The organism is Streptomyces xiamenensis (assembly GCF_000993785.3).
Lineage (GTDB): Bacteria > Actinomycetota > Actinomycetes > Streptomycetales > Streptomycetaceae > Streptomyces > Streptomyces xiamenensis.
Genome location: NZ_CP009922.3, coordinates 4,519,500 through 4,540,209, shown reverse-complemented (window position 1 = coordinate 4,540,209; position 20,710 = coordinate 4,519,500). Strand labels below are relative to the sequence as shown.

At 70.9% G+C, this 20,710-nt stretch carries 20 protein-coding genes; 12 read left to right on the top strand and 8 right to left on the bottom strand.

What is annotated here, in order from left to right; all coding sequences use genetic code 11:
- Positions 1-68: 68 nt before the first annotated feature.
- A complete protein-coding gene (locus tag SXIM_RS21070; RefSeq protein WP_046724881.1) occupies positions 69-1,742 on the bottom strand; it encodes an ABC transporter substrate-binding protein in 1,674 nt (557 codons plus the stop codon).
- Between the two features lie 256 nt (positions 1,743-1,998).
- Between SXIM_RS21070 and SXIM_RS21065 the strand changes: the two genes are divergently transcribed.
- From SXIM_RS21065 to SXIM_RS21035, 7 genes are all read left to right on the top strand, one after another.
- A complete protein-coding gene (locus tag SXIM_RS21065; RefSeq protein ID WP_030733709.1) occupies positions 1,999-4,044 on the top strand; it encodes an alpha-1,4-glucan--maltose-1-phosphate maltosyltransferase in 2,046 nt (681 codons plus the stop codon).
- Positions 4,031-5,737, top strand: coding sequence for a maltose alpha-D-glucosyltransferase (gene treS, locus SXIM_RS21060; RefSeq protein ID WP_030733708.1), 1,707 nt, complete (start codon positions 4,031-4,033; stop codon positions 5,735-5,737). The genes SXIM_RS21065 and treS overlap by 14 nt, the downstream gene beginning before the upstream one ends.
- 199 nt (positions 5,738-5,936) lie before the next feature.
- Positions 5,937-7,385, top strand: a complete 1,449-nt coding sequence (locus SXIM_RS21055) for a maltokinase N-terminal cap-like domain-containing protein (RefSeq protein WP_030733707.1) — start codon at positions 5,937-5,939, stop codon at positions 7,383-7,385.
- A gap of 95 nt (positions 7,386-7,480) precedes the next feature.
- Positions 7,481-9,655 carry a 1,4-alpha-glucan branching enzyme gene (glgB, locus tag SXIM_RS21050; protein WP_030733706.1) on the top strand — a complete coding sequence of 725 codons (2,175 nt, stop codon included), beginning with the start codon at positions 7,481-7,483 and terminating at the stop codon, positions 9,653-9,655.
- A gap of 114 nt (positions 9,656-9,769) precedes the next feature.
- A complete protein-coding gene (locus SXIM_RS21045) occupies positions 9,770-11,314 on the top strand; it encodes an SLC13 family permease (protein WP_030733705.1) in 1,545 nt (514 codons plus the stop codon).
- Between the two features lie 131 nt (positions 11,315-11,445).
- Positions 11,446-13,017: a sensor histidine kinase gene (locus SXIM_RS21040; RefSeq protein ID WP_052385315.1), complete on the top strand. Its 1,572-nt coding sequence runs from the start codon at positions 11,446-11,448 to the stop codon at positions 13,015-13,017.
- Positions 13,014-13,697 carry a response regulator gene (locus tag SXIM_RS21035; protein ID WP_030733703.1) on the top strand — a complete coding sequence of 228 codons (684 nt, stop codon included), beginning with the start codon at positions 13,014-13,016 and terminating at the stop codon, positions 13,695-13,697. Before SXIM_RS21040 ends, SXIM_RS21035 begins: the two co-directional genes overlap by 4 nt.
- Here SXIM_RS21035 and SXIM_RS21030 read toward each other — a convergent pair.
- On the bottom strand, positions 13,627-14,148 hold the full coding sequence (locus SXIM_RS21030; protein ID WP_046724880.1) for a winged helix-turn-helix domain-containing protein: 522 nt from the start codon (positions 14,146-14,148) through the stop codon (positions 13,627-13,629). The two genes, SXIM_RS21035 and SXIM_RS21030, sit on opposite strands and share 71 nt — an antisense overlap.
- Positions 14,149-14,216: 68 nt before the next feature.
- On the opposite strand from SXIM_RS21030, the gene def reads away from it, so the two are divergent.
- The 4 genes from def to SXIM_RS21015 all read left to right on the top strand — a co-directional run bounded on the left by def (position 14,217) and on the right by SXIM_RS21015 (position 15,775).
- A complete protein-coding gene (gene def, locus SXIM_RS21025) occupies positions 14,217-14,822 on the top strand; it encodes a peptide deformylase (RefSeq protein WP_030733701.1) in 606 nt (201 codons plus the stop codon).
- Between the two features lie 151 nt (positions 14,823-14,973).
- Positions 14,974-15,111, top strand: a complete 138-nt coding sequence (locus SXIM_RS27550; protein ID WP_158708042.1) for a hypothetical protein — start codon at positions 14,974-14,976, stop codon at positions 15,109-15,111.
- Positions 15,108-15,353, top strand: coding sequence for a DUF7848 domain-containing protein (locus SXIM_RS21020; protein ID WP_030733700.1), 246 nt, complete (start codon positions 15,108-15,110; stop codon positions 15,351-15,353). Before SXIM_RS27550 ends, SXIM_RS21020 begins: the two co-directional genes overlap by 4 nt.
- A gap of 41 nt (positions 15,354-15,394) precedes the next feature.
- Positions 15,395-15,775, top strand: a complete 381-nt coding sequence (locus SXIM_RS21015) for a VOC family protein (RefSeq protein WP_030733699.1) — start codon at positions 15,395-15,397, stop codon at positions 15,773-15,775.
- On the opposite strand, the gene SXIM_RS21010 is transcribed toward SXIM_RS21015, so the two are convergent.
- The 4 genes from SXIM_RS21010 to SXIM_RS20995 all read right to left on the bottom strand — a co-directional run bounded on the left by SXIM_RS21010 (position 15,733) and on the right by SXIM_RS20995 (position 19,752).
- On the bottom strand, positions 15,733-16,641 hold the full coding sequence (locus SXIM_RS21010; protein ID WP_046724878.1) for a Vgb family protein: 909 nt from the start codon (positions 16,639-16,641) through the stop codon (positions 15,733-15,735). The two genes, SXIM_RS21015 and SXIM_RS21010, sit on opposite strands and share 43 nt — an antisense overlap.
- A 2-nt stretch (positions 16,642-16,643) precedes the next feature.
- Positions 16,644-17,537, bottom strand: a complete 894-nt coding sequence (locus tag SXIM_RS21005; protein ID WP_046725823.1) for an alpha/beta fold hydrolase — start codon at positions 17,535-17,537, stop codon at positions 16,644-16,646.
- Between the two features lie 169 nt (positions 17,538-17,706).
- Positions 17,707-18,930, bottom strand: coding sequence for an amidohydrolase (locus SXIM_RS21000; RefSeq protein WP_030733696.1), 1,224 nt, complete (start codon positions 18,928-18,930; stop codon positions 17,707-17,709).
- 117 nt (positions 18,931-19,047) lie between these two features.
- Positions 19,048-19,752 (bottom strand): alpha/beta fold hydrolase, encoded by a 705-nt coding sequence (locus SXIM_RS20995; protein ID WP_046724877.1) that lies wholly within the window; start codon positions 19,750-19,752, stop codon positions 19,048-19,050.
- 56 nt (positions 19,753-19,808) lie between these two features.
- Between SXIM_RS20995 and SXIM_RS20990 the strand changes: the two genes are divergently transcribed.
- Positions 19,809-20,198, top strand: coding sequence for a MerR family transcriptional regulator (locus SXIM_RS20990; protein WP_046724876.1), 390 nt, complete (start codon positions 19,809-19,811; stop codon positions 20,196-20,198).
- Here SXIM_RS20990 and SXIM_RS20985 read toward each other — a convergent pair.
- Both SXIM_RS20985 and SXIM_RS20980 read right to left on the bottom strand, forming a co-directional pair.
- Positions 20,187-20,381, bottom strand: coding sequence for a DUF397 domain-containing protein (locus SXIM_RS20985; RefSeq protein ID WP_046724875.1), 195 nt, complete (start codon positions 20,379-20,381; stop codon positions 20,187-20,189). The genes SXIM_RS20990 and SXIM_RS20985 overlap by 12 nt on opposite strands.
- Before the next feature lie 10 nt (positions 20,382-20,391).
- Entirely contained in the window at positions 20,392-20,637 is a 246-nt protein-coding gene (locus SXIM_RS20980) for a Scr1 family TA system antitoxin-like transcriptional regulator (RefSeq protein WP_046724874.1), read from the bottom strand.
- Between the last annotated feature and the right edge of the window lie 73 nt (positions 20,638-20,710).

The following is a 20,710-nucleotide window of genomic DNA, read 5'->3' as shown; positions in this document are numbered from 1 at the left end:
CACACCGCCGCCCGGCCACGGGTGATGACGCGTGGCCGGGCGGCGGGAGGAACCGGCTGTCGGGTCCCCTACTTGAAGGACGCTTCGGAGAATTTCTCCTGCGTCAGCGGGGAGACGGTGGGCGGGTTGACATCGGCCGAGAAGGCGATCGACGGCGGGGAGGAGGAGATCGGCACGCCGGGCAGGAAGTCCATCACGAACTCGTTGGCCTCCTCGTACAGGGCGGTGCGGGCGTCGACGTCCGGCTCGGTGGAGGCGCGCTCCAGCAGGTCGAAGAGGTCCTGGTTCTCGAAGCCCCACTCCTTCTGGTACCCGGCGAACCAGGTGCCCAGGAAGTTGTAGCCGTCGTTGAAGTCGCCGGTCCAGCCGAGCAGGTACAGGTTGCAGCCGCCGTCACGGGTGACCTCGGTGTAGTCCGGGTTCCACTTGAGGGCCTTGGGCTGAACGGTGATCCCCACGGCCTCCAGGTCGGCGCGCAGCAGCTCGTACAGGTCGGCCGGGGACGGCATGTACGGGCGGGTGACCTCGGTCGGGTAGCAGAAGGTGAAGGTCAGGTCCTCCTCGCCGGAGTCGGCGAGCAACTGCTGGGCCAGCTCGGGGTCGTAGTCGTAGGTGGTGACGTTCTGCGAGTAGCCCTCGACGGTGTCGGGCATGAACTGGGTCGCCACCACGCCGCCCTCGGGCAGCTGGCTGTCTACGAGGTTCTGCCGGTCCAGGGCGTGCGCGACGGCGGTGCGCACCTCGGGGTTCTCCAGCGCCGGGTGGCTGTCCTGGGTGAACGCCAGGTAGAAGATGTTGAAGACGTCGCGGGTCGGGACCTGGAAGCCCGCGTCGGAGAGGGTCTTCACATCGGCGGGCGCGACCAGGTCGTAGCCGTGGATGTCACCGCTCTGCAGCGCCTGGCGGCGGGCGGATTCCTCGGGGATGGTCTGGAAGACGAGCTTCTCGACCCCCGCCTTGTCGCCCCAGTAGTCGTCGAAGCGCTCGAGGGTGACCTCGCCGTTGCCCTTGTTCCAGCCGGTGGCCCGGAAGGGGCCGGAGCCCACGACGGTGCCGGCCTCCTGGCTGTAGCCGGGGAAGGTGATGGCGTCGCCCTCACCGCTGGCCTCGTCGGCGGCGTACGCCTCCAGGGCCGGGCCGGAGTGGATGCCGAACGCGGCGAGCGAGAAACCGCCGGGGTAGTTGGCGGAGGGCTCGGCGACCTCGATGACGGCCGTCAGGTCATCGGGGGCGGTGCAGCCGACGTAGTTCGGGTCCGGCGTCTCCTCGTTCTCGTTGTTCGCGAACCCACCGAAAATCGTCTGCCAGTAATAGGACAGTGTGGTGTTCTGGTAGGTGCCGGTCCAGTTGTACCAGCGGTCGAAGTTCGCGCAGACGACCTCACCCGTCAGGTCGGAACCGTCGTGGAACGTCACTCCGTCACGGAGGTTGAACGTCCACTCGGTGCCGGCGTCGTTGCTCTCCCACGTGTCGGCGAGGCCGCCCTCCATCTCGGAGGTGCCCGACTTGTGGTCGATCAGTGTTTCGAAGACCTGCCGGGTGATCCGGAAGCTCTCTCCATCACTGGCCAGCGAGGGGTCAAGGGAGGCGGGGTCGCCCGCGGCGCCGAAGACGAAGGTCCCGGTGGAACCGGACCCCTTGGAGTCTCCGTTGTCGCGGTCGCTGGAGCAGCCGGTCGCGATCACGCTGATCGCGAAGATGGCCGCGAGCATCCGCACGGCCTTGGGTCTTGCTATGGACATCGTCCACCTCGAAGGGTCGGTGGTGGTATGGCGTTTCGGTGGAGCGCACATTACTGCGCTAGTGCATAGCTGTGAACAGTGGAATGAACGGCGATACAGAGCTGAGACTTCGGGCCCACTCACCCCCACACGGGTGAACGCGCCCCGGGGGCCGTCGGACGCAAACCCCCCAGCAAGTCACGAAACATATAGAAAGGACAAAGACACGAAGAGAACAGTAAATACCCACCTCCAACGCCTATGAGGTGATTCGCAGATGATCGGTCGAATTCCCGTTCTCGACGTCCAGCCGCGCATCGAATGCGGCAGACGGCCCGTCAAGGCCGTACCGGGCGAGACATTCCAGGTCAGCGCCACCGTCTTCCGGGAGGGAGCGGGCGCGGTGGGGGCGAATGTGGTGCTGCGCGACCCGGCGGGCCGCGGCGGCCCGTGGATCCCGATGCGCGAACTGGCGCCCGGCACCGACCGCTGGGGCGCGGACATCACCCCGGACGCCGAGGGCCGCTGGACGTACACGGTGGAAGCGTGGGCCGACCCGGTGGCCACCTGGCGGCACGCCGCGAAGATCAAGATCCCGGCCGGCATCGACACCGAACTGACGTTGCTCGAGGGATCGGCGCTGCTGCGCGAGGCGGCGGCCGGGGTGCCCAAGAGCGAGGGCCGGGAGATCATCGCGGTGGCCGCGGACGCGCTGGCCGACACCACCCTGTCCGGCGCCGCCCGGCTGGCCGCTGCGCTGGCCCCCGAGGTCACCACGGTGCTCGGCCGGCATCCGCTGCGTGAACTGATCAGCTCGGCACGCCCGATGCCGCTCATGGTGGAGCGCGAGCGGGCGCTGTTCGGATCGTGGTACGAGATGTTCCCGCGCTCGGAGGGCGCGGTGGTACGCCGGCACGCGCCCCCGGTCTCGGGCACCCTGCGCGGCGCGGCCCGCCGGCTGAAGGACATCGCGGCGATGGGCTTCGACGTGGTGTACCTGCCCCCGGTGCACCCGATCGGGACGGCGTTCCGCAAGGGTGCGAACGGGGCGCTGACGGCGGGCCCGGACGATGTCGGCTGCCCGTGGGCGATCGGCTCGGGGGACGGCGGGCACGACGCGATCCACCCGGACCTGGGAACACTGGAGGATTTCGACCACTTCGTGGCGACGGCGCGGTCGCTCGACATGGAAGTGGCCCTGGATTTCGCACTCCAGTGCAGCCCTGATCACCCGTGGGTGAAGCAGCATCCGGAATGGTTCCACAAGCGCGCCGACGGCTCGATCGCCTTCGCCGAGAACCCGCCCAAGAAGTACCAGGACATCTACCCGATCTCCTTCGAACAGGATTTCCGCGGCCTGGTCACCGAGACGCTGCGCGTGCTGCGGTTCTGGATGGCGCACGGGGTACGCGTCTTCCGGGTGGACAATCCGCACACCAAGCCGGTGGTGTTCTGGGAGAAGGTCATCGCGGAGATCAACCGCACCGACCCGGACGTCATCTTCCTGGCCGAGGCGTTCACCCGGCCCGCCATGATGCGCACGCTGGCGCAGATCGGCTTCCAGCAGTCGTACACCTATTTCACCTGGCGCACCACCAAGGCGGAGCTCACCGAGTACCTCACCGAGCTGAGCGGCGAGTCGGCCCCGTACATGCGGCCCAACTTCTTCGTGAACACGCCCGACATCCTGCACGCCTATCTGCAGACCGGCGGGCGCACGGCCTTCGAGATCCGCGCTGTGCTCGCCGCCACGCTCTCCCCTTCGTGGGGGATGTACGCGGGCTACGAACTGTGCGAGGGCACGGCCGCCGGTCCCGGCTCCGAGGAGTACGCGGACTCCGAGAAGTATCAGCTGCGGCCACGGGACTGGGCCGCGGCCCGTAAATCGGGCAACAACATCATCCCTTTGATCGGGGCGCTCAACCGCTTGCGCCGGGCGCACCCGGCGTTGCGCCAGTTGCGCGATCTTCACTTCCACCGCACCGACAACGAGCACATCCTGGCCTACTCCAAGCGCACCCGGACACCGCACGCCGACACCGTGCTCATCGTGGTCAACCTCGATCCGCACCACACCCACGAAGCGACGGTCTCGTTGGACATGTCGGAACTCAAGGGGTGTGGTCTCACTTTCGCTCAGGAGAGTGGAGCCGAGCCCTTCCCGGTGTGCGACCAGCTCACCGGTGAGACCTATTACTGGGGCAGGGAAAACTATGTGCGGCTCGGTCCGGAGCGTGCGGACGCGCACACCCCGTCGGCGCACATCTTCGCCCTGCGACCGTCCTCACAGACCGGAGGGTCACCCAAACATGAGCGTCAATGAGCCGGTCCTCGACACCTTCGAGGACACGCCAGCCCGCGACCGGGACCCTCAGTGGTTCAAGCGCGCGGTGTTCTACGAGGTCCTCGTCCGCTCCTTCCAGGACAGCAACGGGGACGGGGTCGGGGATCTCAAGGGCCTGACGTCGAAGCTCGACTATCTGCAATGGCTCGGGGTCGACTGCCTGTGGCTGCCGCCGTTCTTCGAATCACCCCTGCGGGACGGGGGCTATGACGTCTCCGACTACGGGGCGGTGCTTCCCGAGTTCGGCGATCTGGCGGACTTCGTGCAGTTCGTGGACGCCGCCCACAGCCGTGGCATGCGCGTCATCATCGACATGGTCATGAATCACACCAGCGATCAGCACCGCTGGTTCCAGGAGTCGCGCCGCGATCCGCAGGGCCCGTACGGCGACTACTACATGTGGGCCGACGACGACAAGGGCTATCCGGACGCCCGGATCATCTTCGTCGACACCGAGGCGTCCAACTGGACCTTCGACCCGGTGCGCAAGCAGTACTACTTCCACCGCTTCTTCTCGCACCAGCCGGATCTCAACTACGAGAACCCGGCGGTGCGCAAGGAGATGATCGCCGCCCTGCGATTCTGGCTCGACCTGGGCATCGACGGCTTCCGGCTCGACGCGGTGCCGTATCTGTACGCCGAGGAGGGCACCAACTGCGAGAACCTCCCGGCCTCGCACAACTTCCTCAAACAGGTGCGGGCCGAGATCGACCGCGACTATCCGGACACGGTGCTGCTGGCCGAGGCCAATCAGTGGCCGGAGGACGTCGTCGACTACTTCGGCGACTACGCCAAGGGCGGCGACGAATGCCACATGGCGTTCCACTTCCCGGTGATGCCGCGCATCTTCATGGCGGTGCGCCGCGAATCGCGCTATCCGGTCTCGGAAATCCTCGCCAAGACCCCGCAGATCCCCTCCGGCTGCCAGTGGGGGATCTTTCTGCGCAACCACGACGAGCTGACCCTGGAAATGGTCACCGACGAGGAGCGCGACTACATGTACGCGGAGTACGCCAAGGACCCGCGGATGCGCGCCAACATCGGGATCCGGCGCCGGCTGGCCACTCTGCTGGACAACGACCGCAATCAGATCGAGCTGTTCACGGCGCTGCTGCTGTCCCTGCCCGGCTCACCGATCCTCTATTACGGGGACGAGATCGGGATGGGGGACAACATCTGGCTGGGCGACCGGGACGCGGTGCGCACCCCCATGCAGTGGACGCCGGACCGCAACGCCGGCTTCTCCACCTGTGACCCGGGGCGGCTCTTCCTGCCGACCATCATGGACCCGGTGCACGGGTACCAGGTCACCAATGTCGAGGCGGCGATGAGTTCACCGTCCTCGCTGCTGCACTGGACGCGGCGCATGGTGGAGATCCGCAAGCAGAATCCGGCGTTCGGCCTGGGGACGTACGCCGAACTGCCCTCGTCCAACCCCTCGGTGCTGGCCTTTCTGCGCGAGCACGGGGACGACCTGGTGCTGTGCGTGCACAACTTCTCCCGCTTCTCGCAGCCCACCGAGCTGGATCTGCGGATGTGGGAGGGGCGGTATCCGGTGGAACTCATCGGCGGGGTGCGGTTCCCCGCGATCGGCTCGCTGCCGTATCTGCTGACCCTGGCCGGGCACGGCTTCTACTGGTTCCGGCTGCGGCAGGGGACGGAGCCCATCTGAGCCGGCCGCGCGGGCGGGGGCGGCGTGCCCCCGCCCGGCGGTTCCAAGCCGGTGCCGGCCCGGTTCTGGCCCGGTTCTGGCACCCGCACGACTGTTCCTTTCACATCCTTTCGCGACACGTCCCGCTCCATCCCGGCAACAAAGGCGTCAATACGGGACACTTCAGCACATAATCAAGTGTGCCCGGGGAAAGGACGCCATGTCGGAAAGCTCCTCGACCCGTGCTGCGGCCTCATCATTTCCTTGGGGCCCTCCCCGGAACGACTCCGGGCAGGGCGAGGCGCTGCTGCGTTCGCTGGCCGGGCCGCTGGCCCGCTGGCTGCCACGGCAGCGCTGGTTCGCCGGCAAGGGCCGGCCGCTGGCCGGGCTCAGTCTCCTGTCCGTCACCGAGCTGCTGCCGTGCGACGCGCCGGGGTACGCGCCGGGGCTGCTGCATCTGCTGGTGCGCACCCGGCAGTCGGGCCCGGTGGCCGCGGCGGGCGACTGCTACCAACTGCTGCTGGGGGTGCGCGCGGCGCTGCCCCCGGACCTGATGCCCGCCCTGGTGGGCCGCCCCTCCGAGGGCCCGTTGCAGGACCGGGCGGTGTACGAGGCGCTGTACGACCCCCTGCTCGCCGAGGTGCTGTTGGAGCGGCTGCGGACGCCGGGACGGCTGGGCGCGCTGCGCTTCGACCGCGCGCCCGGCGCCGATCTGCCCTCGGGACCCGGCGCGCGGGCGCTGACCGGTGAGCAGACCAACTCCTCCGTGGTGTACGGCGAGAGCCACATCCTCAAACTGTTCCGCCGGGTCGCCCCCGGCTTGCACCCCGATCTGGAGCTGCCGCGCGCGCTGGCGGCGGCCGGCTGCGCCCGGGTGCCGGCGCCCTCCGCGTGGTTCGAGGCGTCCTGGCCGGGCGGGGAGAGCGAACCCCTGACACTGGGGGTGCTCCAGCCGTATCTGGCCGGGTCCAGCGACGGCTGGCAACTCGCGCTGCGCTCGCTCAACGGCCGGGCCGACTTCAGCGCGGCAGCGCACGCGCTGGGGCGGACGATGGCGGAGGTGCACACCGCGCTGGCGCAGACGCTGCCGACCTCGGTGCTGGACCGGGGGCAACTGGAGCAGGCCGCGACCGCCATGGGCGAACGGCTCGCGGAGGCGGCCGTCGCCGTTCCGGCCCTGCGCCCGTACCGCACGGGCCTGGGGCGCGCCTACGAGGCGCTGGCCGGGTACGCCAGGGGCGGCGGCGCCTGCGTGGCGCAGCGGCTGCACGGCGATCTGCATCTGGGGCAGGTGCTGCGCTCGGGTGAGACGCCGCACTGGTCGGTCATCGATTTCGAGGGCGAGCCGGCCAGGCCGCTCGCGGACCGGCGCCGTCCCGGGCCGCCGGTGCGGGACATCGCGGGCATGCTGCGGTCCTTCGACTACGCCGCCTGTCAGCAGCAGGACGGCGGCTCGTGGGCGGCGGACTGGTCTCGGGCCAGCCGGAAGGCGTTCTGCCGGGGGTACGCGGCGGCCAGCGGCGCCGATCCGCTGAGCACGCCGGAACTGCTGCGCGCCTATGAGACGGACAAGGCCGTCTACGAGGTGCTGTACGAGGCCAGGCACCGTCCGCACTGGCTGCATGTGCCGATGACCGCGATCCGCCGGCTGGCCGCCGCCACCCCCTGACCGGCCGCCCGCCGCGCCTCCCCTTCTCCGTTCCGCACCGCCCCGCCACCCTCCCCTGCCCTGCCCCGATCCTTTCTGCCTGAGGAGCACCCGCCGTGGAACGAGACCGCCTGCTGACGGGCGCGCACCATGATCCGCACGCCGTGCTGGGGGCGCACACGGCGCCCGGTGGGGTGGTGATCCGCGTACTACGCCCGGCGGCACGCGCGGTGACGGTGGTGGCGGCCGGCGTGCGGACCGCGCTGAAGGACACCGGCGACGGCCTGTTCGAGGTGGTGCTGCCGCTGCCCGAGCCGCCCCGCTACCGGCTGCTGATCGCCCCGGCCGCCGGGGGACCGCCCCGGGAGTCGGAGGATCCGTACCGCTTTCTGCCCGCGCTCGGCGAGCTGGATCTGCACCTGATCGCCGAGGGCCGCCACGAGCGGCTGTGGGAGGCGCTGGGTGCCCGGGTGATGACGCATCAGGGGGTGCGCGGGACCCGGTTCACGGTGTGGGCACCGCACGCCCGCGGGGTGCGGGTGGCCGGGGACTTCAACGACTGGGACGGCACCGGACATCCGCTGCGTTCGCTGGGCGCGAGCGGCGTGTGGGAGTTGTTCGTGCCCAGCGTGCGCGCCGGAGCGCGCTACAAGTTCGACATCTGCCGCCCCGACGGCAGCCACACCCTGCGCGCCGACCCGATGGCACGGCGCACCGAGTGCCCGCCCGCCAACGCCTCGGTGGTGCACGAGAGCCGCTACCGGTGGGGCGACGAGCGGTGGATGGCGCGGCGCGCCGGGCACGCCGCGCCCAGCGCGCCGATGTCCGTCTACGAACTCCACCTCGGCTCCTGGCGCCCCGGGCTGAACGCGCGGGAACTGGCCGAGCAGCTGCCCGCGTACGTACGGGACCTGGGCTTCACGCACGTGGAACTCATGCCGCCCGCCGAGCACCCCTACGGCCCCTCCTGGGGCTACCAGGTGACGGGCTTCTACGCGCCCACCGCCCGGCTGGGCTCGCCCGAAGACTTCAAACACCTGGTGGACGCGCTGCACCGGGCAGGCATCGGGGTGCTGATGGACTGGGTGCCGGCGCACTTCCCCAAGGACGACTGGGCGCTGGCGTGCTTCGACGGCGCTCCGTGCTACGAGCACCCGGACCCGGCGCGGGCCGAGCATCCGGACTGGGGGACGCTGGAGTTCGACTACGGGCGGCGCGAGGTGCGCAACTTCCTGGTGGCCAACGCCCTGTACTGGTGCGAGGAGTACCACCTGGACGGGCTGCGGGTCGACGCGGTGGCCTCCATGCTCTACCTGGACTATTCGCGCGCGGAGGGCGAGTGGACCCCCAATGAGCACGGTGGCCGGGAGAACCCGGACGCGGTCGCCTTCCTCCAGGAGATGAACGCCGCCGTGTACCGCCGGTGCCCCGGGGTGGTGACCATCGCCGAGGAGTCCACCGCCTGGGACGGGGTGACCCGGGCCACCGACCGGATCGGCGAGTCCGGATTCGGCGGCCTGGGCTTCGGCTTCAAGTGGAACATGGGCTGGATGCACGACTCGCTGGTCTACCTGTCCAGGGATCCGGTGCATCGCGCGTACCACCACCACGAGATCACCTTCTCGATGGTCTACGCCTACGCCGAGAACTACGTACTGCCGATCTCCCACGACGAGGTGGTGCACGGCAAGCGCGCACTGGTCAACAAGATGCCGGGCGACTGGTGGCAGCGGCGGGCCAACCACCGCGCGTACCTGGGCTTCATGTGGGCCCACCCCGGCAAACAGCTGCTGTTCATGGGGCAGGAGTTCGCGCAGGGCGCGGAGTGGTCGGAGGCGGAGGGCCCGCAGTGGTGGACGCTCGATCCCGGCTACGCGGCGGCCGGGGACCACGGCGGGGTGCGGGATCTGGTGCGCGAGCTGAACACGGTGTACCGGGCGACGCCCGCGCTGTGGGAGCGGGACACCGAGCCGTCGGGGTTCGCGTGGATCGAGGCGGGCGCGGCGGTGGACAACGTGGTGGCGCACCTGCGGTTCGCGGCCGACGGCAGCCCGCTGATCTCGGTGAGCAACTTCTCCGCCGTGGTGCGCGAGGGCTACCGGCTGGGGGTGCCGGGGCACATTCCGGCCTGGTCGGAGGTGCTCAACACGGACGAGCGCCGGTACGGGGGCGGCGGGGTGGTCAACAGCGAGCCGGTGAAGGCGGAGGCGCTGCCGTGGCACGGCCGGGAGAGCAGCATCGCGCTCACGCTGCCGCCGCTGGCCACCCTCTGGCTGCGGCCGACTTCCTGATCCCGTGCGTCGCTACAGGAACACGCGTGCGTCAACTCCCCTGTGACGGGGCAGTCTGACGCGCAAGCGATCACAGCGGAGTGATCGGCTGTGGTTGCGGGAGGACAGATACGCATGACGGCTTCCAGTGAGATCCGGACACCGGTGGGGGAAAAGACCCCCGACCAGGGCGTCCCGCGCGGGGTGTGGATCGGGCGCTTCCTCGGGCCGGTGCTGGCCCTGCTGACCTACGCGTTGCTGGCGGGCGACGCGACACTGCCCACCCCGGCCCGCACCACCGCCGCCGTCGTGGTCCTGGTGGCGGTGTGGTGGATGACCGAGGCGCTGCCGCTGCCGGCCACCTCCCTGATCCCGATCGTGGCGTTCCCGCTCCTGGGAGTGCTGGAGATCGGCGAGGCCACCGCGCCGTTCGCCCATCCCACGGTCTTCCTCTACATGGGTGGCTTCATCATCGCGCTGGCGATGCAGAAGTGGAATCTGCACAAACGCATCGCGCTGCTGACCATGCGGGCGATCGGCACCCAGCCGTCCCGGCTGATCCTCGGCGTGATGGTGGCCACCGCGTTCATCAGCATGTGGGTCAACAACACCGCCACCGCGATGATGATGCTGCCGATCGGCACCAGTGTGCTGGCCATGGTGATGGCGCAGGACGGGGGCGCCGACGAGCAGACCGCGAAGGACCGTGCCAACTTCGCCACCGCGCTGATGCTCTCGATCGCCTACTCGGCCTCCATCGGTGGGCTCGCCACCCTCGTGGGCAGCCTGCCGAACCTGATCATGAAGGGGTTCGTCGAGCAGACCTACGGCGTCACGATCGGCTTCGTCGACTGGATGAAGCTGGCGCTGCCGATCACGGTGCTGTTCCTGATCTTCACCTGGGTCTATCTGACCCGCATCGCGTTCCGGGTGAAGCTGTCCAATGTGGCCGGTGGCCGGGACGCGGTCCGCGAGGAGCTGGCGAAGCTCGGCCCGATGTCGCGCGGCGAGTGGTCGGTGCTGGCGGTCTTCAGCTGCACGGTGGCGCTGTGGCTCTTCCGGGACCAGCTGACGGACTGGACCGCGCTCACCGATGTGCTGCCGTTCGTGGCGCATCTGACGGACGAGGGCATCGCGATCACCGCCGCGGTGGTCCTGTTCCTGGTCCCGGTCGACATCCGCGCGGGCGAGCACGCCATCGACTGGCGCCGGGTGCAGGAAGGCATCCCGTGGGGGGTGCTGCTGCTGTTCGGCGGCGGCCTGTCGCTGGCGCTGGCGGTGCAGGAGACCGGGCTCAGCGCGTACATCGGTGACCAGATGAACGGTCTGAAGGCGCTTCCCACCCTGCTGCTGGTGGGCGCGGTGTGCGGCATCATCCTGCTGATCACCGAGTTCACCAGCAACACGGCCACCGCCTCCACCTTCCTGCCGGTGATCGGCGGGGTGGCGGTCTCCATCGGCCTCGATCCGCTGCTGCTGCTCGTTCCCGCCGCGCTGGCCTGCACCTGCAGCTTCATGCTGCCGGTGGGCACCCCGCCCAACGCCATCGTCTTCGGCTCCGGCTACATCACCATTCCGCAGATGGTCCGGGCCGGGATCTGGCTCAACATCTTCGGGGTGCTGATGATCACCGGGATGATCATGGTCGTCGGCCCCTGGGCCCTGGGCATCCAGCTCTGAGACCTCCGTCCGGTGGCCCGCCCGGCCACCGGACGGACCCGGATCGGCGACCGCCTGCCTACACTCGTTCCGAGGTTCGATATTTCGGCAGGTGCCCCAGCATGCGCGATTCCCGTGCCAGACGCTCACGAATGAGTCTGGCGCGACAGCTCTTCGCACTACAGATCGTGCTGCTCCTGCTGCTGGTGGTCACCAGCGCCGCCCTCGTCTTCCTCCAGGTGCGCAACGACAACCGCAAGGACACCGAGCACCAGGTCATGACACTGGCCTCCGGCCTCGCCGAGCTGCCCGAGGTCCGGCGGGCGGTGACCGGGGACGATCCGTCCGCCGTGCTCCAGCCGCTGGCCGAGTCGGTACGGCGCTCGACCGACACCGACTTCATCGTGTTCATGGCGCCCGACCGCACCCGGTACTCCCACACCTACCCGGAGCTGATCGGCGAGCGCTTCATCGGCTCCATCGACCGCGCCCTGGCGGGCGAGCCCTTCACGGAGAGCTACGAGGGGATGCTGGGGCCGTCCATCCGGGCCGTGGTCCCCATCACGGACGACCGGGGCGAGGTCAGCGCGCTGCTGTCCATCGGGGTCCTGCAGAAGAAGATCGGCGCCGAGCTGAGCCGGCGCCTCACCCCCGTGATCCCCATCTCGGTGGGCGCCCTGATGCTGGCGGGAGCCGGGTCCTGGCTGATCAGCCGGCGGCTCGACCGCCAGACGCTGGGCCTGGGCGCCGAGGAGATCACCAGGCTGTACGAGCATCACGACGCGGTCCTGCGCACCGTGCGCGAGGGCCTGCTGATCGTCTCCCCGCGCGGGAAGCTGATCCTGGTCAACGACCACGCCCGGCAGTTGCTGGGCCTGCCGGCCGACGCCGAGGGGCGGCCGGTGCAGGAGCTGGGCCTGTCCTCCCCCGTCGGGCCGCTGCTCACCTCGGGGGCCCCGGTGAGCGACCGGCTGTGCGTGTACGGCGACCGGGTGCTGGTGCTCAACCAGGAGCGGATCGAGAAGAACGGCCGCCGGCTGGGCACCGTGACCACGCTGCGCGACCACACCGAACTGGAGGTGCTGGCCGGTGAGCTGGACTCGGCGCGCGGCTTCGCCGAGGCGCTGCGCTCCCAGGCGCACGAGTCGGCGAACCGGCTGCACACCGTGGTCACCATGATCGAGCTGGGCCGGCCGGAGCGGGCGGTGGAGTTCGCCACTGTGGAGCTGGCCTCGGCGCAGGCGCTCGCCGACCGGCTCACCGACGAGGTCCAGGAGCCGGCGCTGGCCGCGCTGCTGCTGGGCAAGGCGGCGCAGGCGGCGGAGAAGGGCGTCGAGCTGGAGATCACCGACGACACGGCCGTCACCGAGGCCGGGATCGCGCCGCGCGATCTGGTGACGCTGGTCGGCAATCTCGTGGACAACGCCATCGAGGCGGCGCTGGCCGCCCCGCCGCCGCGCCGGGTCACCGTGACCGCGCGCACCGAGGCGGACTCCCTGCTGGTGCGGGTCTGCGATTCGGGCGCCGGGCTCGACGGGGAGGCGCTGGAGTCCATGTTCACCCGCGGCTGGACCACCAAGACCGCCAGCGGGGCGCGCGGGCAGGGCCTGGGTCTTGCGCTGGTGCGCCAGGTCATCGACCGGTACGGCGGGGACGTCGAGGTCAGCGGTCACGCCGGGGCGGTCTTCACCGTACGTCTGTATCGAGGAACCACATCATCATGATCAGCACCCTCGTCGTCGAGGACGACCCCCGTATCGCGGACGCGCACGCCCAGTTCGTGGGGCGGGTGCCGGGATTCGCGGTGGCCGGGACGGTCCACCGGGGTTCGGAGGCGCTGGACTTCGCGGAGCGGCATCCGGTGGATCTGGTGCTGCTGGACTTCTATCTGCCGGACATGACGGGCCTGGACGTGTGCCGGGGGCTGCGGGCCCACGGGCAGCTGGCGGACATCATCGCGGTGACCTCGGCCCGGGACGTGCAGATCGTGCGCTCGGCGCTGGCGTACGGGGTGGTGCAGTACCTGCTGAAGCCGTTCACGTTCGCCGCCTTCCGCGACAAGCTGGAGCGGTACGCGGAGTACCGGCGGCAGTTGGTGGGGCACGGGCGCACCACGGCGCAGCAGGATCTGGACCGGGCGTTCGGCGCGCTGCGCGGCTCGGTGGGCGGGCCGCTGCCCAAGGGGATGAGCAATCAGACGCTGTCCTCGGTGGTGGACGCGCTGCGCGAGCACGCGCCACGCGGGCTGACCGCGTCCGAGACGGCGGACCGGCTGGGCATGGCGCGGGTGACGACGCGGCGCTATCTGGAGCATCTGGCGGACCAGGGCCTGGTCACCCGGCATCCCCGGTACGGGACGCAGGGCCGCCCCGAGCATGTGTACCACTGGAGCGATCCGGCGTAGCGTCCCAGCGCAGGGCGGCGGTGACGGGGACGGCGGCGGCCGGGCGGCCGCGCGGGTCCCGGTAGGGGGCGAGCAGTTCACGTATCCGGGCGGTGAGCTCCCGGCGCTCCTCGGGCGTCACGTGGAGCACGGCGCTGAACGACGCCTCGCCTTCCGGGCCGGCGCCGGGTTCCGCGTCCCCCACCACCTGGGGGAATCCGTCCCACGTCTCCCAGCGCAGCCGCCAGGGCCTGGCCCGCCCGCCCGGGTGCGGCGCCTCCTCGATGAGCCGGTAGCGGGCGAGTTGCCGCAGGTGGAACGAGCACAGGCCGGAGCTGTACCCGAGCCGCCGCGCGGCCTCGGTGGAGGTGACGGTGCCGGCTTCGGCGAGCAGGTCGAGCAGGGCGATCCGAACGGGGTGGTCGGGGAGCGGGGAGGCGGGGCGATCCCGGCCGTTGTCACTGGTGCGCACTTTGCAAAGTCTGCTACTTTGCAAAGTCCTGGGTCAAGTCATCGCGCGACGAAGGGGAATGACCTGCCATGACGGGGACGACGGTGCGCAGGATCACCGTGCTGGGCGAGGAGATCCTGCGCCGCGAGTGCCGGGAGGCCGGCCCTGAGTTCGGCACGCCGGAGCTGAGCCGGCTCATCGAGGACATGTACGCCACACTGGCGGTGGCGGAGGGCGCGGGACTGGCGGCCAATCAGGTCGGGGTGGATCTGCGGCTGTTCATCTGGGACATGGAGGACGAGTGGGGAACCCGCCACCGCGGCCACCTCCTCAACCCCGTGCTCGCCCCGCTGCCGGCCGCGCGGCGGCGGCTCGCCGAGGAGCCGGAGGGGTGCCTGTCGGTACCCGGCCCCTATATGACCGTGGCCAGGCCGGATCTGGCCGTGGTGCACGGCAGGGACCGCGACGGCGAGCCCCTGACGGTGGAGGGGCACGGCTACTTCGCCCGCTGCCTCCAGCACGAGAGCGATCATCTGAGCGGGCGGCTGTACGTGGACCGGCTCTCCCAGCGGGAGCGCAAGCGGGCGCTGCGCGCGATGGAGGAGCAGCGGGAGGGCGTATTCGCGCGCCGGGCGGCCCGGGAGGAGGCATGGCGGGCGGAAGGGCGCACGCGGGAGGGGCGGACGCACACATAACAGCGCCCCCACACGCCCCCTCTTCACAACCTGTTCGCCGCCAAATCGCTGCCGTGCTCCGTACGGTCGCGGTACGGTTGCTCTGCGCCACCACAAGTGTCGCCCTCGCGAGGCCGCTTCCCCCGCTCACCGGAGAAGGGCACCCCCCGGCATGACCCCCGCACCAACCCCTCCCCCCGCCGTTCCCCCCGCCACCACGCGTACCTCGGACAAGCTGCGCGCCCAGGTCAGAAGGGCGAACGCGCTCAGCGCCGCCAACCGCCTCAGCAAGGAGGGCGGTGCCAAGTGACCCGCGCCGTGCTTCAGTTCCAGGCGTGGAGCGTCGCCCCGGACGAGGAACCGGACGCCGAGCCCATCACCTTCGGTGCGCAGTGCGCGGTGTGCCTGCGCACGTCCTCCCGCTCGACCCTCCAGCAGGACGTGGCGGACTGGGTACGTGACCACGCCGCCCGCAACCCCTCCCACCACAGCTACCGGGAGCTGATCCAGCGTCCGCTGCGTGCCTGGATGCCGCACACCGTCAACCCCTGATGCCCTGGACGGGGTGCGGGCGGCGCTGTCAGGCTGATCCGATGCTGCTGCGACTGACCGCCACCGTCCTTGAGGCCCCCGACGCCAATGAACTGGCGGCCTTCTACCGCCGGCTGCTCGGCTGGGCCACGCTTCAGGAGGAGACGGGCTGGGTCCGGCTGGCACCCCCGGGCGGCGGCGCGGGCATCTCCTTCAGCACCGACCCGGACTTCGTCCGCCCGGTGTGGCCGGCGGCGCGGGGCGACCAGCGCATGACGCAGCATCTGGACATCGAGGTCGATGACCTGGCCGCCGCGGGGGCGCATGCCCGCTCCTGCGGCGCGGTTCCGGCCGAGTACCAGCCGCAGGAGGATGTCCGGGTCTACTTCGACCCGGCCGGTCACCCGTTCTGTCTGTGGGTGGAGCGCAGCCGCGCCAGCTGACCGGTTTCCAGGGCCACCCACAGCGCGCCGTCTGCGGTGCCGGCCAGCCCGTGCGGCTCGGACGCCGGGTCCGGCAGCGGATGGTGGCGGAACTCTCCGCCCGGCGTGATGTGCCCGATCCGCCCGGCCCCCCACTCCGTGAACCAGCAGCCGTCGCCCGCCGGGTCGGCGGTGATCGCGTGCGGCTTGGCGCCGGGATCGGGCAGCGGGAACTCGGTGATCTCCCCGCCGGTGGTGATCCGCCCGATCCGGCCGGCGGCGATCTCGGCGAACCACAGGGCACCGTCGGGCCCGGCCGTGATGCCCACGGGGCCGGCGGCCCCGGTGGGCAGGGTGTGGAGGGTGACCGCGCCGTCGAGCGTGATCCGGGCGATGGCGCCCGCCTGGTTGAGCGTGCACCACAGCGCGCCGTCCGGGCCCGCCGCGAGGGCGGAGGGGGCGGCGCCCGTGGTGCCCAGCGGGAATTCGGTGATCCGCCCCTCGGGGGTGATCCGGCCGACCAGGTCCGCGTTCATCGCCGCGTACCACAGCGCTCCGTCCGGCCCCGTGGTGATGCCGTACGGGCCGCACGCCGGGGTGGGCAGGGTGTACGAGGTGGCACTGCCACCGGTGGTGATCCGGCCGACGCGGTGGTCGCGCCCCCGGCTGAACCAGAGCGCCCCGTCGGGCCCCGGGGTGATGATCATGGGCCCGGCCTCGGCGGAGTCCAGCGGATGGCGGTCGAGCGCGCCGGTGGCCGGGTCGAAGCGGGCGATCTCCCCGCTGCCGGTGAGCGTCACCCACAGCGCGCCGTCGGGGCCCTCGGTGATGCCGTACGGGGCGGTGCCCGCGAGACCGGGCGCGAACAGGTCGATAGCGGTGTGCATGGTCACAGGGCCTTGATGATCGCGGCGAGGGTCGCCGGGTGGGCGGTGGGAATGTTGTGGTGCGAGTCGAGTTCGATGAGGGTGCGGTCGGGCCGGGCGGCGGTGAGCGCCACGATCTCCTCTTTGCGGTGGGCGTAGAAGCCACGGGTGGCCAGCACCACGGTGAGCGGGCAGCGCACCCGGTCGTAGACGTCGATGGTGGGGTAGACGGTGTCCGCCGGGTCCGGGGTGTTGAGGGTGACCATCTCCTCGACCGTCGGGCGGCGCAGCCAGCGCGTGCCGTGCGGATCGTCCGGGCTGAACGAGCGGGCCGTCAGCTCCCGTACGAGGCCGGCCCTGGCTCCCGCGTTCAGCCAGTCGGTCGGGGCGTCGCGCACGGCCCGCTCGATGTGGGCGTCGCGCTCGGCCGTGCCGGCCCGCCAGCCGTAGTGGAACATGGTGCGCAACTCCTGCTGCGCGGACGGCCGGCGCCAGCCGGCGTGGCGGCGGGCCGCGGTGGGGCGGTCGTCCAGGACCAGGCCGTCCACCGTGCACACGGCGGCCGGTTCGACCAGTCCGGCGGCGGTCACGGCGGTGACGGCGTACCCACCCAGGGAGTGCCCGACCAGCACGGGACGGCGCCAGCCCAGCGCCGCGACGGCGTCGCCGAGGTCGCGCCAGTACTGGTCGGCGCGGGTGGAGTCGAGCGTGGTGCGGCCGTGCCCGCGCAGATCGACGGCGACCAGCCGGCCGCAGTACGGCAGCAGATGGGCGGCGACATCGGTCCAGGCGGCGGCGTTGTGGCCGCTGCCGTGCACCAGCAGCACCTCGGGGCCCTCCCCGGCCCCGCCGAAGTCGATCCCGGCCAGCGCGTCTTCGCCGCCGCCGAGCGGCAGCGCAATCTCCTGTGACTCCACGGTCACACCCTTCCCCGTCCGCACACCGGTGGCAACCGTAATCCTCACCCGGGGTCAGGAAGAACGGGGCGTGGCGCCCGGCGGGCCGGGCCCGTGGGCGGGTTCCGGCGCGACGGCGGCGGGCGGTGGCCGGCTGCCCCGTGCGGGCGGAGCCGGCCACCGCCCGGCGTCAGGCGGTCGTGGCCTCGCGGTAGTACGGGTCGGCGACGGTACCCGCGCCCCTGGCCTCGTCGTACGTGTAGACCTCGCGGCCCTCGATGAAGACCCGCCGGGCGCGGCTGAGCACATCGAGCGGGTCGCCGTCCCAGATCACCACGTCGCCGTCCAGGCCGGGGGTCAGCGAACCGACCCGGTCGTCCAGGCCCAGGATCTCGGCGGGGTGGGTGGTGATGGTGCGCAGCGCGGTCTCGCGCGCCAGGCCCTCCTTGACACACAGGGTCACCTGGTGCACCAGGAAGTTGATCGGCACCACGGGGTGGTCGGTGGTGATGGCGACCTTCACCCCGGCGCGCTCCATGATGCCGGGGCCGGCCAGCGTCCGGTGCCGCAGTTCGACCTTGCTGCGGGTGGTGAACAGCGGCCCGGTGATCACCGGGACGTCGCGGCGGGCGAGTTCGTCCGCGATGAGATGACCCTCGGTGGCGTGGTTGACCACGACCTTGTAGCCGAACTCGTCGGCCAGCCGCAGCGCGGTGGCGATGTCGTCGGCGCGGTGCGCGTGCTGGCACCACGGCAGTTCGCCGTCCAGCACCCGGGCGAGGATCTCCAGCGTGTTGTCGCGCTCGAAGGGGGTGCCCTCGGCCTGCGCGTGCGCCCGCTTGGCGGCGTAGTCCTGCGCCTTGGTGAGCGCGTCCCGGATGACGGCCGCGACGCCCTGCCGGGTGGAGGGCAGTTGCTTCTTCTCGCCGTAGACCCGCTTGGGGTTCTCGCCCAGGGCGCTCTTGACGCTGACCGGCTCGCGGATCAGCATCTCCTCCACCGTGCGGCCCCAGGACTTCACGGCGACGGTCTGACCGCCTATCGGGTTGCCGGAGCCCGGCTTGATCACGGCGCTGGTGACACCGCCCGCGAGGGCGTCGGCGAAGCCGGTGTCCGCCGGGTTGATGGCGTCCAGGGCGCGCATCCGGGCGCCGACGGGGTCGGTCATCTCGTTGGTGTCCTGGCCCGCCCAGCCCTCGGCCTCCTCGTGGACGCCGATGTGGCCGTGCGCCTCGACGAAGCCGGGAAGTACCCAGGAGCCGGCCGCGTCCACCGTGGTGACGCCCTCGGGGACGGTCACCTCGGCGTCGGGGCCCACGGCGGCGATCTTGCCGTCGATGATGAGAACGGTGCCGCCGTCGATGGGCTCGGCGGCGACGGGGACGACGTATCCGGATCTGATCGCGATATCCATGGATCGTGAACCTATCTCATGCCGGACGGGCCGCCGGGGCCACGGAGTGGCAGGTCAGCGCGGTACGGACCGCTGCTGACGATCAAGCTCCCCTGTACACAAGGGGGTTGGGGCCGGTCAGTGCGGACGGGTGAGATCCCGCAGCCGGCCGGAGTCCGCTGCCGTATCCCGCGCCGCCAGGAAGGAGAGCACCGGCTTCAGCCAGCCCCGCGGGTCCTCCACCATGGCGACGTGATCGGTGGGCAGTTCCGCGTACGAGGCGCCGGGGATGCCGGCGGCCAGCAGGCGGGAGTTGGCGGGGCGCACCATGCTGTCCCGGGTGGTGGCGATCACCAGGGTGGGGACGGTGACCCGGGGCAGATCCGCGGTGGTGTCCAGAGTGGGGATGAGGTCGATGTGCGGACGCAGCCGGGCGGGTTCGGACGCGCGCCAGCCGGGCAGCAGCCCGAGCAGGTGGTCGTCGGCGCGGGCGAGACCGGCGGTCAGCACCAGGGCCGTGACCCGCTCGGGGTGCCGTACGGCGGCGCGTACCGCGACGGCGGTGCCGAGCGAGAAGCCCAGCACGGCGAACCGCTCCACGCCGCGGCTCACGGCCGACGTCACGACGGCGTCCGTGAGCGCGTCCAGGTCCAGCGGTGCCGGGGCGGGCTCGGTGGCGCCCGAGCCGGGGTAGTCGGGGGCGACGACGGTGTGGGCGACGGCCAGCGCCGGCAGCACCGGGGCGAAGTTGTCCGCGATGGAGCCTGTGGCGCCGTGCGCCAGCAGCAGGGCGGGGCCGTGGCCGGTGACCGTGGTCGCCAGGGCGGGGAAGGAATCACTCATGCCGCTACGTTGACCTGTGACATCAGTGTCAATGTCAAGAAAGGGCCGGACCCGCCATGCTGATCGGGGAACTGTCACGCCGCACGGGGGTGCCCGCCCGGCTGCTGCGCTACTACGAACAGCGCGGGCTGCTCACCTCCCGCCGGGACACCAACAACTACCGGCAGTACGCGGAGGACACCCCGCGCACGGTCGTCCGCATCCGCGAGATGCTGGACGCCGGACTGCCGACGGAGGCCATCCGGGAGCTGCTGCCCTGCACGGACGGCGCGGACAGCGGCGCCGACCCGTGCCCCGAGGTGCTGCGCACCCTGACCCTGGAGCTGGAGCGCCTGGAAACCACCCTGGCCACCCTGCACGACCGCCACACGGCCCTGACCGCGTTCCGTACCGCCTCCCTGGACCGCGCCACGGCGGACGGAGCCGGCCGGCCCTCAACCGGTTAGCCGCCCCGGATCCGCCTTGATCGCCCTCAGCAGCCCACGCAGCGCGGCCGGCCGGACCGTGAGCGTCATGCCGGGGGCGGTACTCTCGCGCAGCCGCAACAGGCCGTCGGGGGCGGCTGCGACATTGACACAGTTGGCACCCTCGGCGCTGTAGGACGACTTCTGCCACGCGAAGGCGCTCATGGCTTTCCCCTCAGGTTTCCTTGGCGACGCGGCGGATGAAATCCCTGCTCTTCCGCGGCGTGAGCGCACAGCTCTCCATCCGATCAAGGACGGACCGGTAGCGACTCACCTGAGCCGCCGCGTCCAGGAAGGTACATCCGTGGTCCGAATCCAGGATGACCGTATCCAGCTCGGGAACCGGTCCGCTCACATAGCTGATCGGCTGTCCGGAGGCCGGATAGTCGCCCAATCCGAAGGGGACGACAAGAATCTTCATGCACGGGCCCGCAGCGCGGACGTTGATCGAAGAGGCCGTCGAGGCGTTGTCGGCGCCTCGTCAGGTGCCCTGA

Bases quoted from the DNA above. Each gene is read 5' to 3' on its own strand.
- SXIM_RS21070 (WP_046724881.1), bottom strand. From the start codon at position 1,742: ATGTCCATAGCAAGACCCAAGGCCGTGCGGATGCTCGCGGCCATCTTC.
- SXIM_RS21065 (WP_030733709.1), top strand. From the start codon at position 1,999: ATGATCGGTCGAATTCCCGTTCTCGACGTCCAGCCGCGCATCGAATGC.
- treS (WP_030733708.1), top strand. From the start codon at position 4,031: ATGAGCGTCAATGAGCCGGTCCTCGACACCTTCGAGGACACGCCAGCC.
- SXIM_RS21055 (WP_030733707.1), top strand. From the start codon at position 5,937: ATGTCGGAAAGCTCCTCGACCCGTGCTGCGGCCTCATCATTTCCTTGG.
- SXIM_RS21045 (WP_030733705.1), top strand. From the start codon at position 9,770: ATGACGGCTTCCAGTGAGATCCGGACACCGGTGGGGGAAAAGACCCCC.
- SXIM_RS21040 (WP_052385315.1), top strand. From the start codon at position 11,446: ATGAGTCTGGCGCGACAGCTCTTCGCACTACAGATCGTGCTGCTCCTG.
- SXIM_RS21035 (WP_030733703.1), top strand. From the start codon at position 13,014: ATGATCAGCACCCTCGTCGTCGAGGACGACCCCCGTATCGCGGACGCG.
- def (WP_030733701.1), top strand. From the start codon at position 14,217: ATGACGGGGACGACGGTGCGCAGGATCACCGTGCTGGGCGAGGAGATC.
- SXIM_RS27550 (WP_158708042.1), top strand. From the start codon at position 14,974: ATGACCCCCGCACCAACCCCTCCCCCCGCCGTTCCCCCCGCCACCACG.
- SXIM_RS21015 (WP_030733699.1), top strand. From the start codon at position 15,395: ATGCTGCTGCGACTGACCGCCACCGTCCTTGAGGCCCCCGACGCCAAT.
- SXIM_RS21010 (WP_046724878.1), bottom strand. From the start codon at position 16,641: ATGCACACCGCTATCGACCTGTTCGCGCCCGGTCTCGCGGGCACCGCC.
- SXIM_RS21000 (WP_030733696.1), bottom strand. From the start codon at position 18,930: ATGGATATCGCGATCAGATCCGGATACGTCGTCCCCGTCGCCGCCGAG.
- SXIM_RS20995 (WP_046724877.1), bottom strand. From the start codon at position 19,752: ATGAGTGATTCCTTCCCCGCCCTGGCGACCACGGTCACCGGCCACGGC.
- SXIM_RS20990 (WP_046724876.1), top strand. From the start codon at position 19,809: ATGCTGATCGGGGAACTGTCACGCCGCACGGGGGTGCCCGCCCGGCTG.
- SXIM_RS20985 (WP_046724875.1), bottom strand. From the start codon at position 20,381: ATGAGCGCCTTCGCGTGGCAGAAGTCGTCCTACAGCGCCGAGGGTGCC.
- SXIM_RS20980 (WP_046724874.1), bottom strand. From the start codon at position 20,637: ATGAAGATTCTTGTCGTCCCCTTCGGATTGGGCGACTATCCGGCCTCC.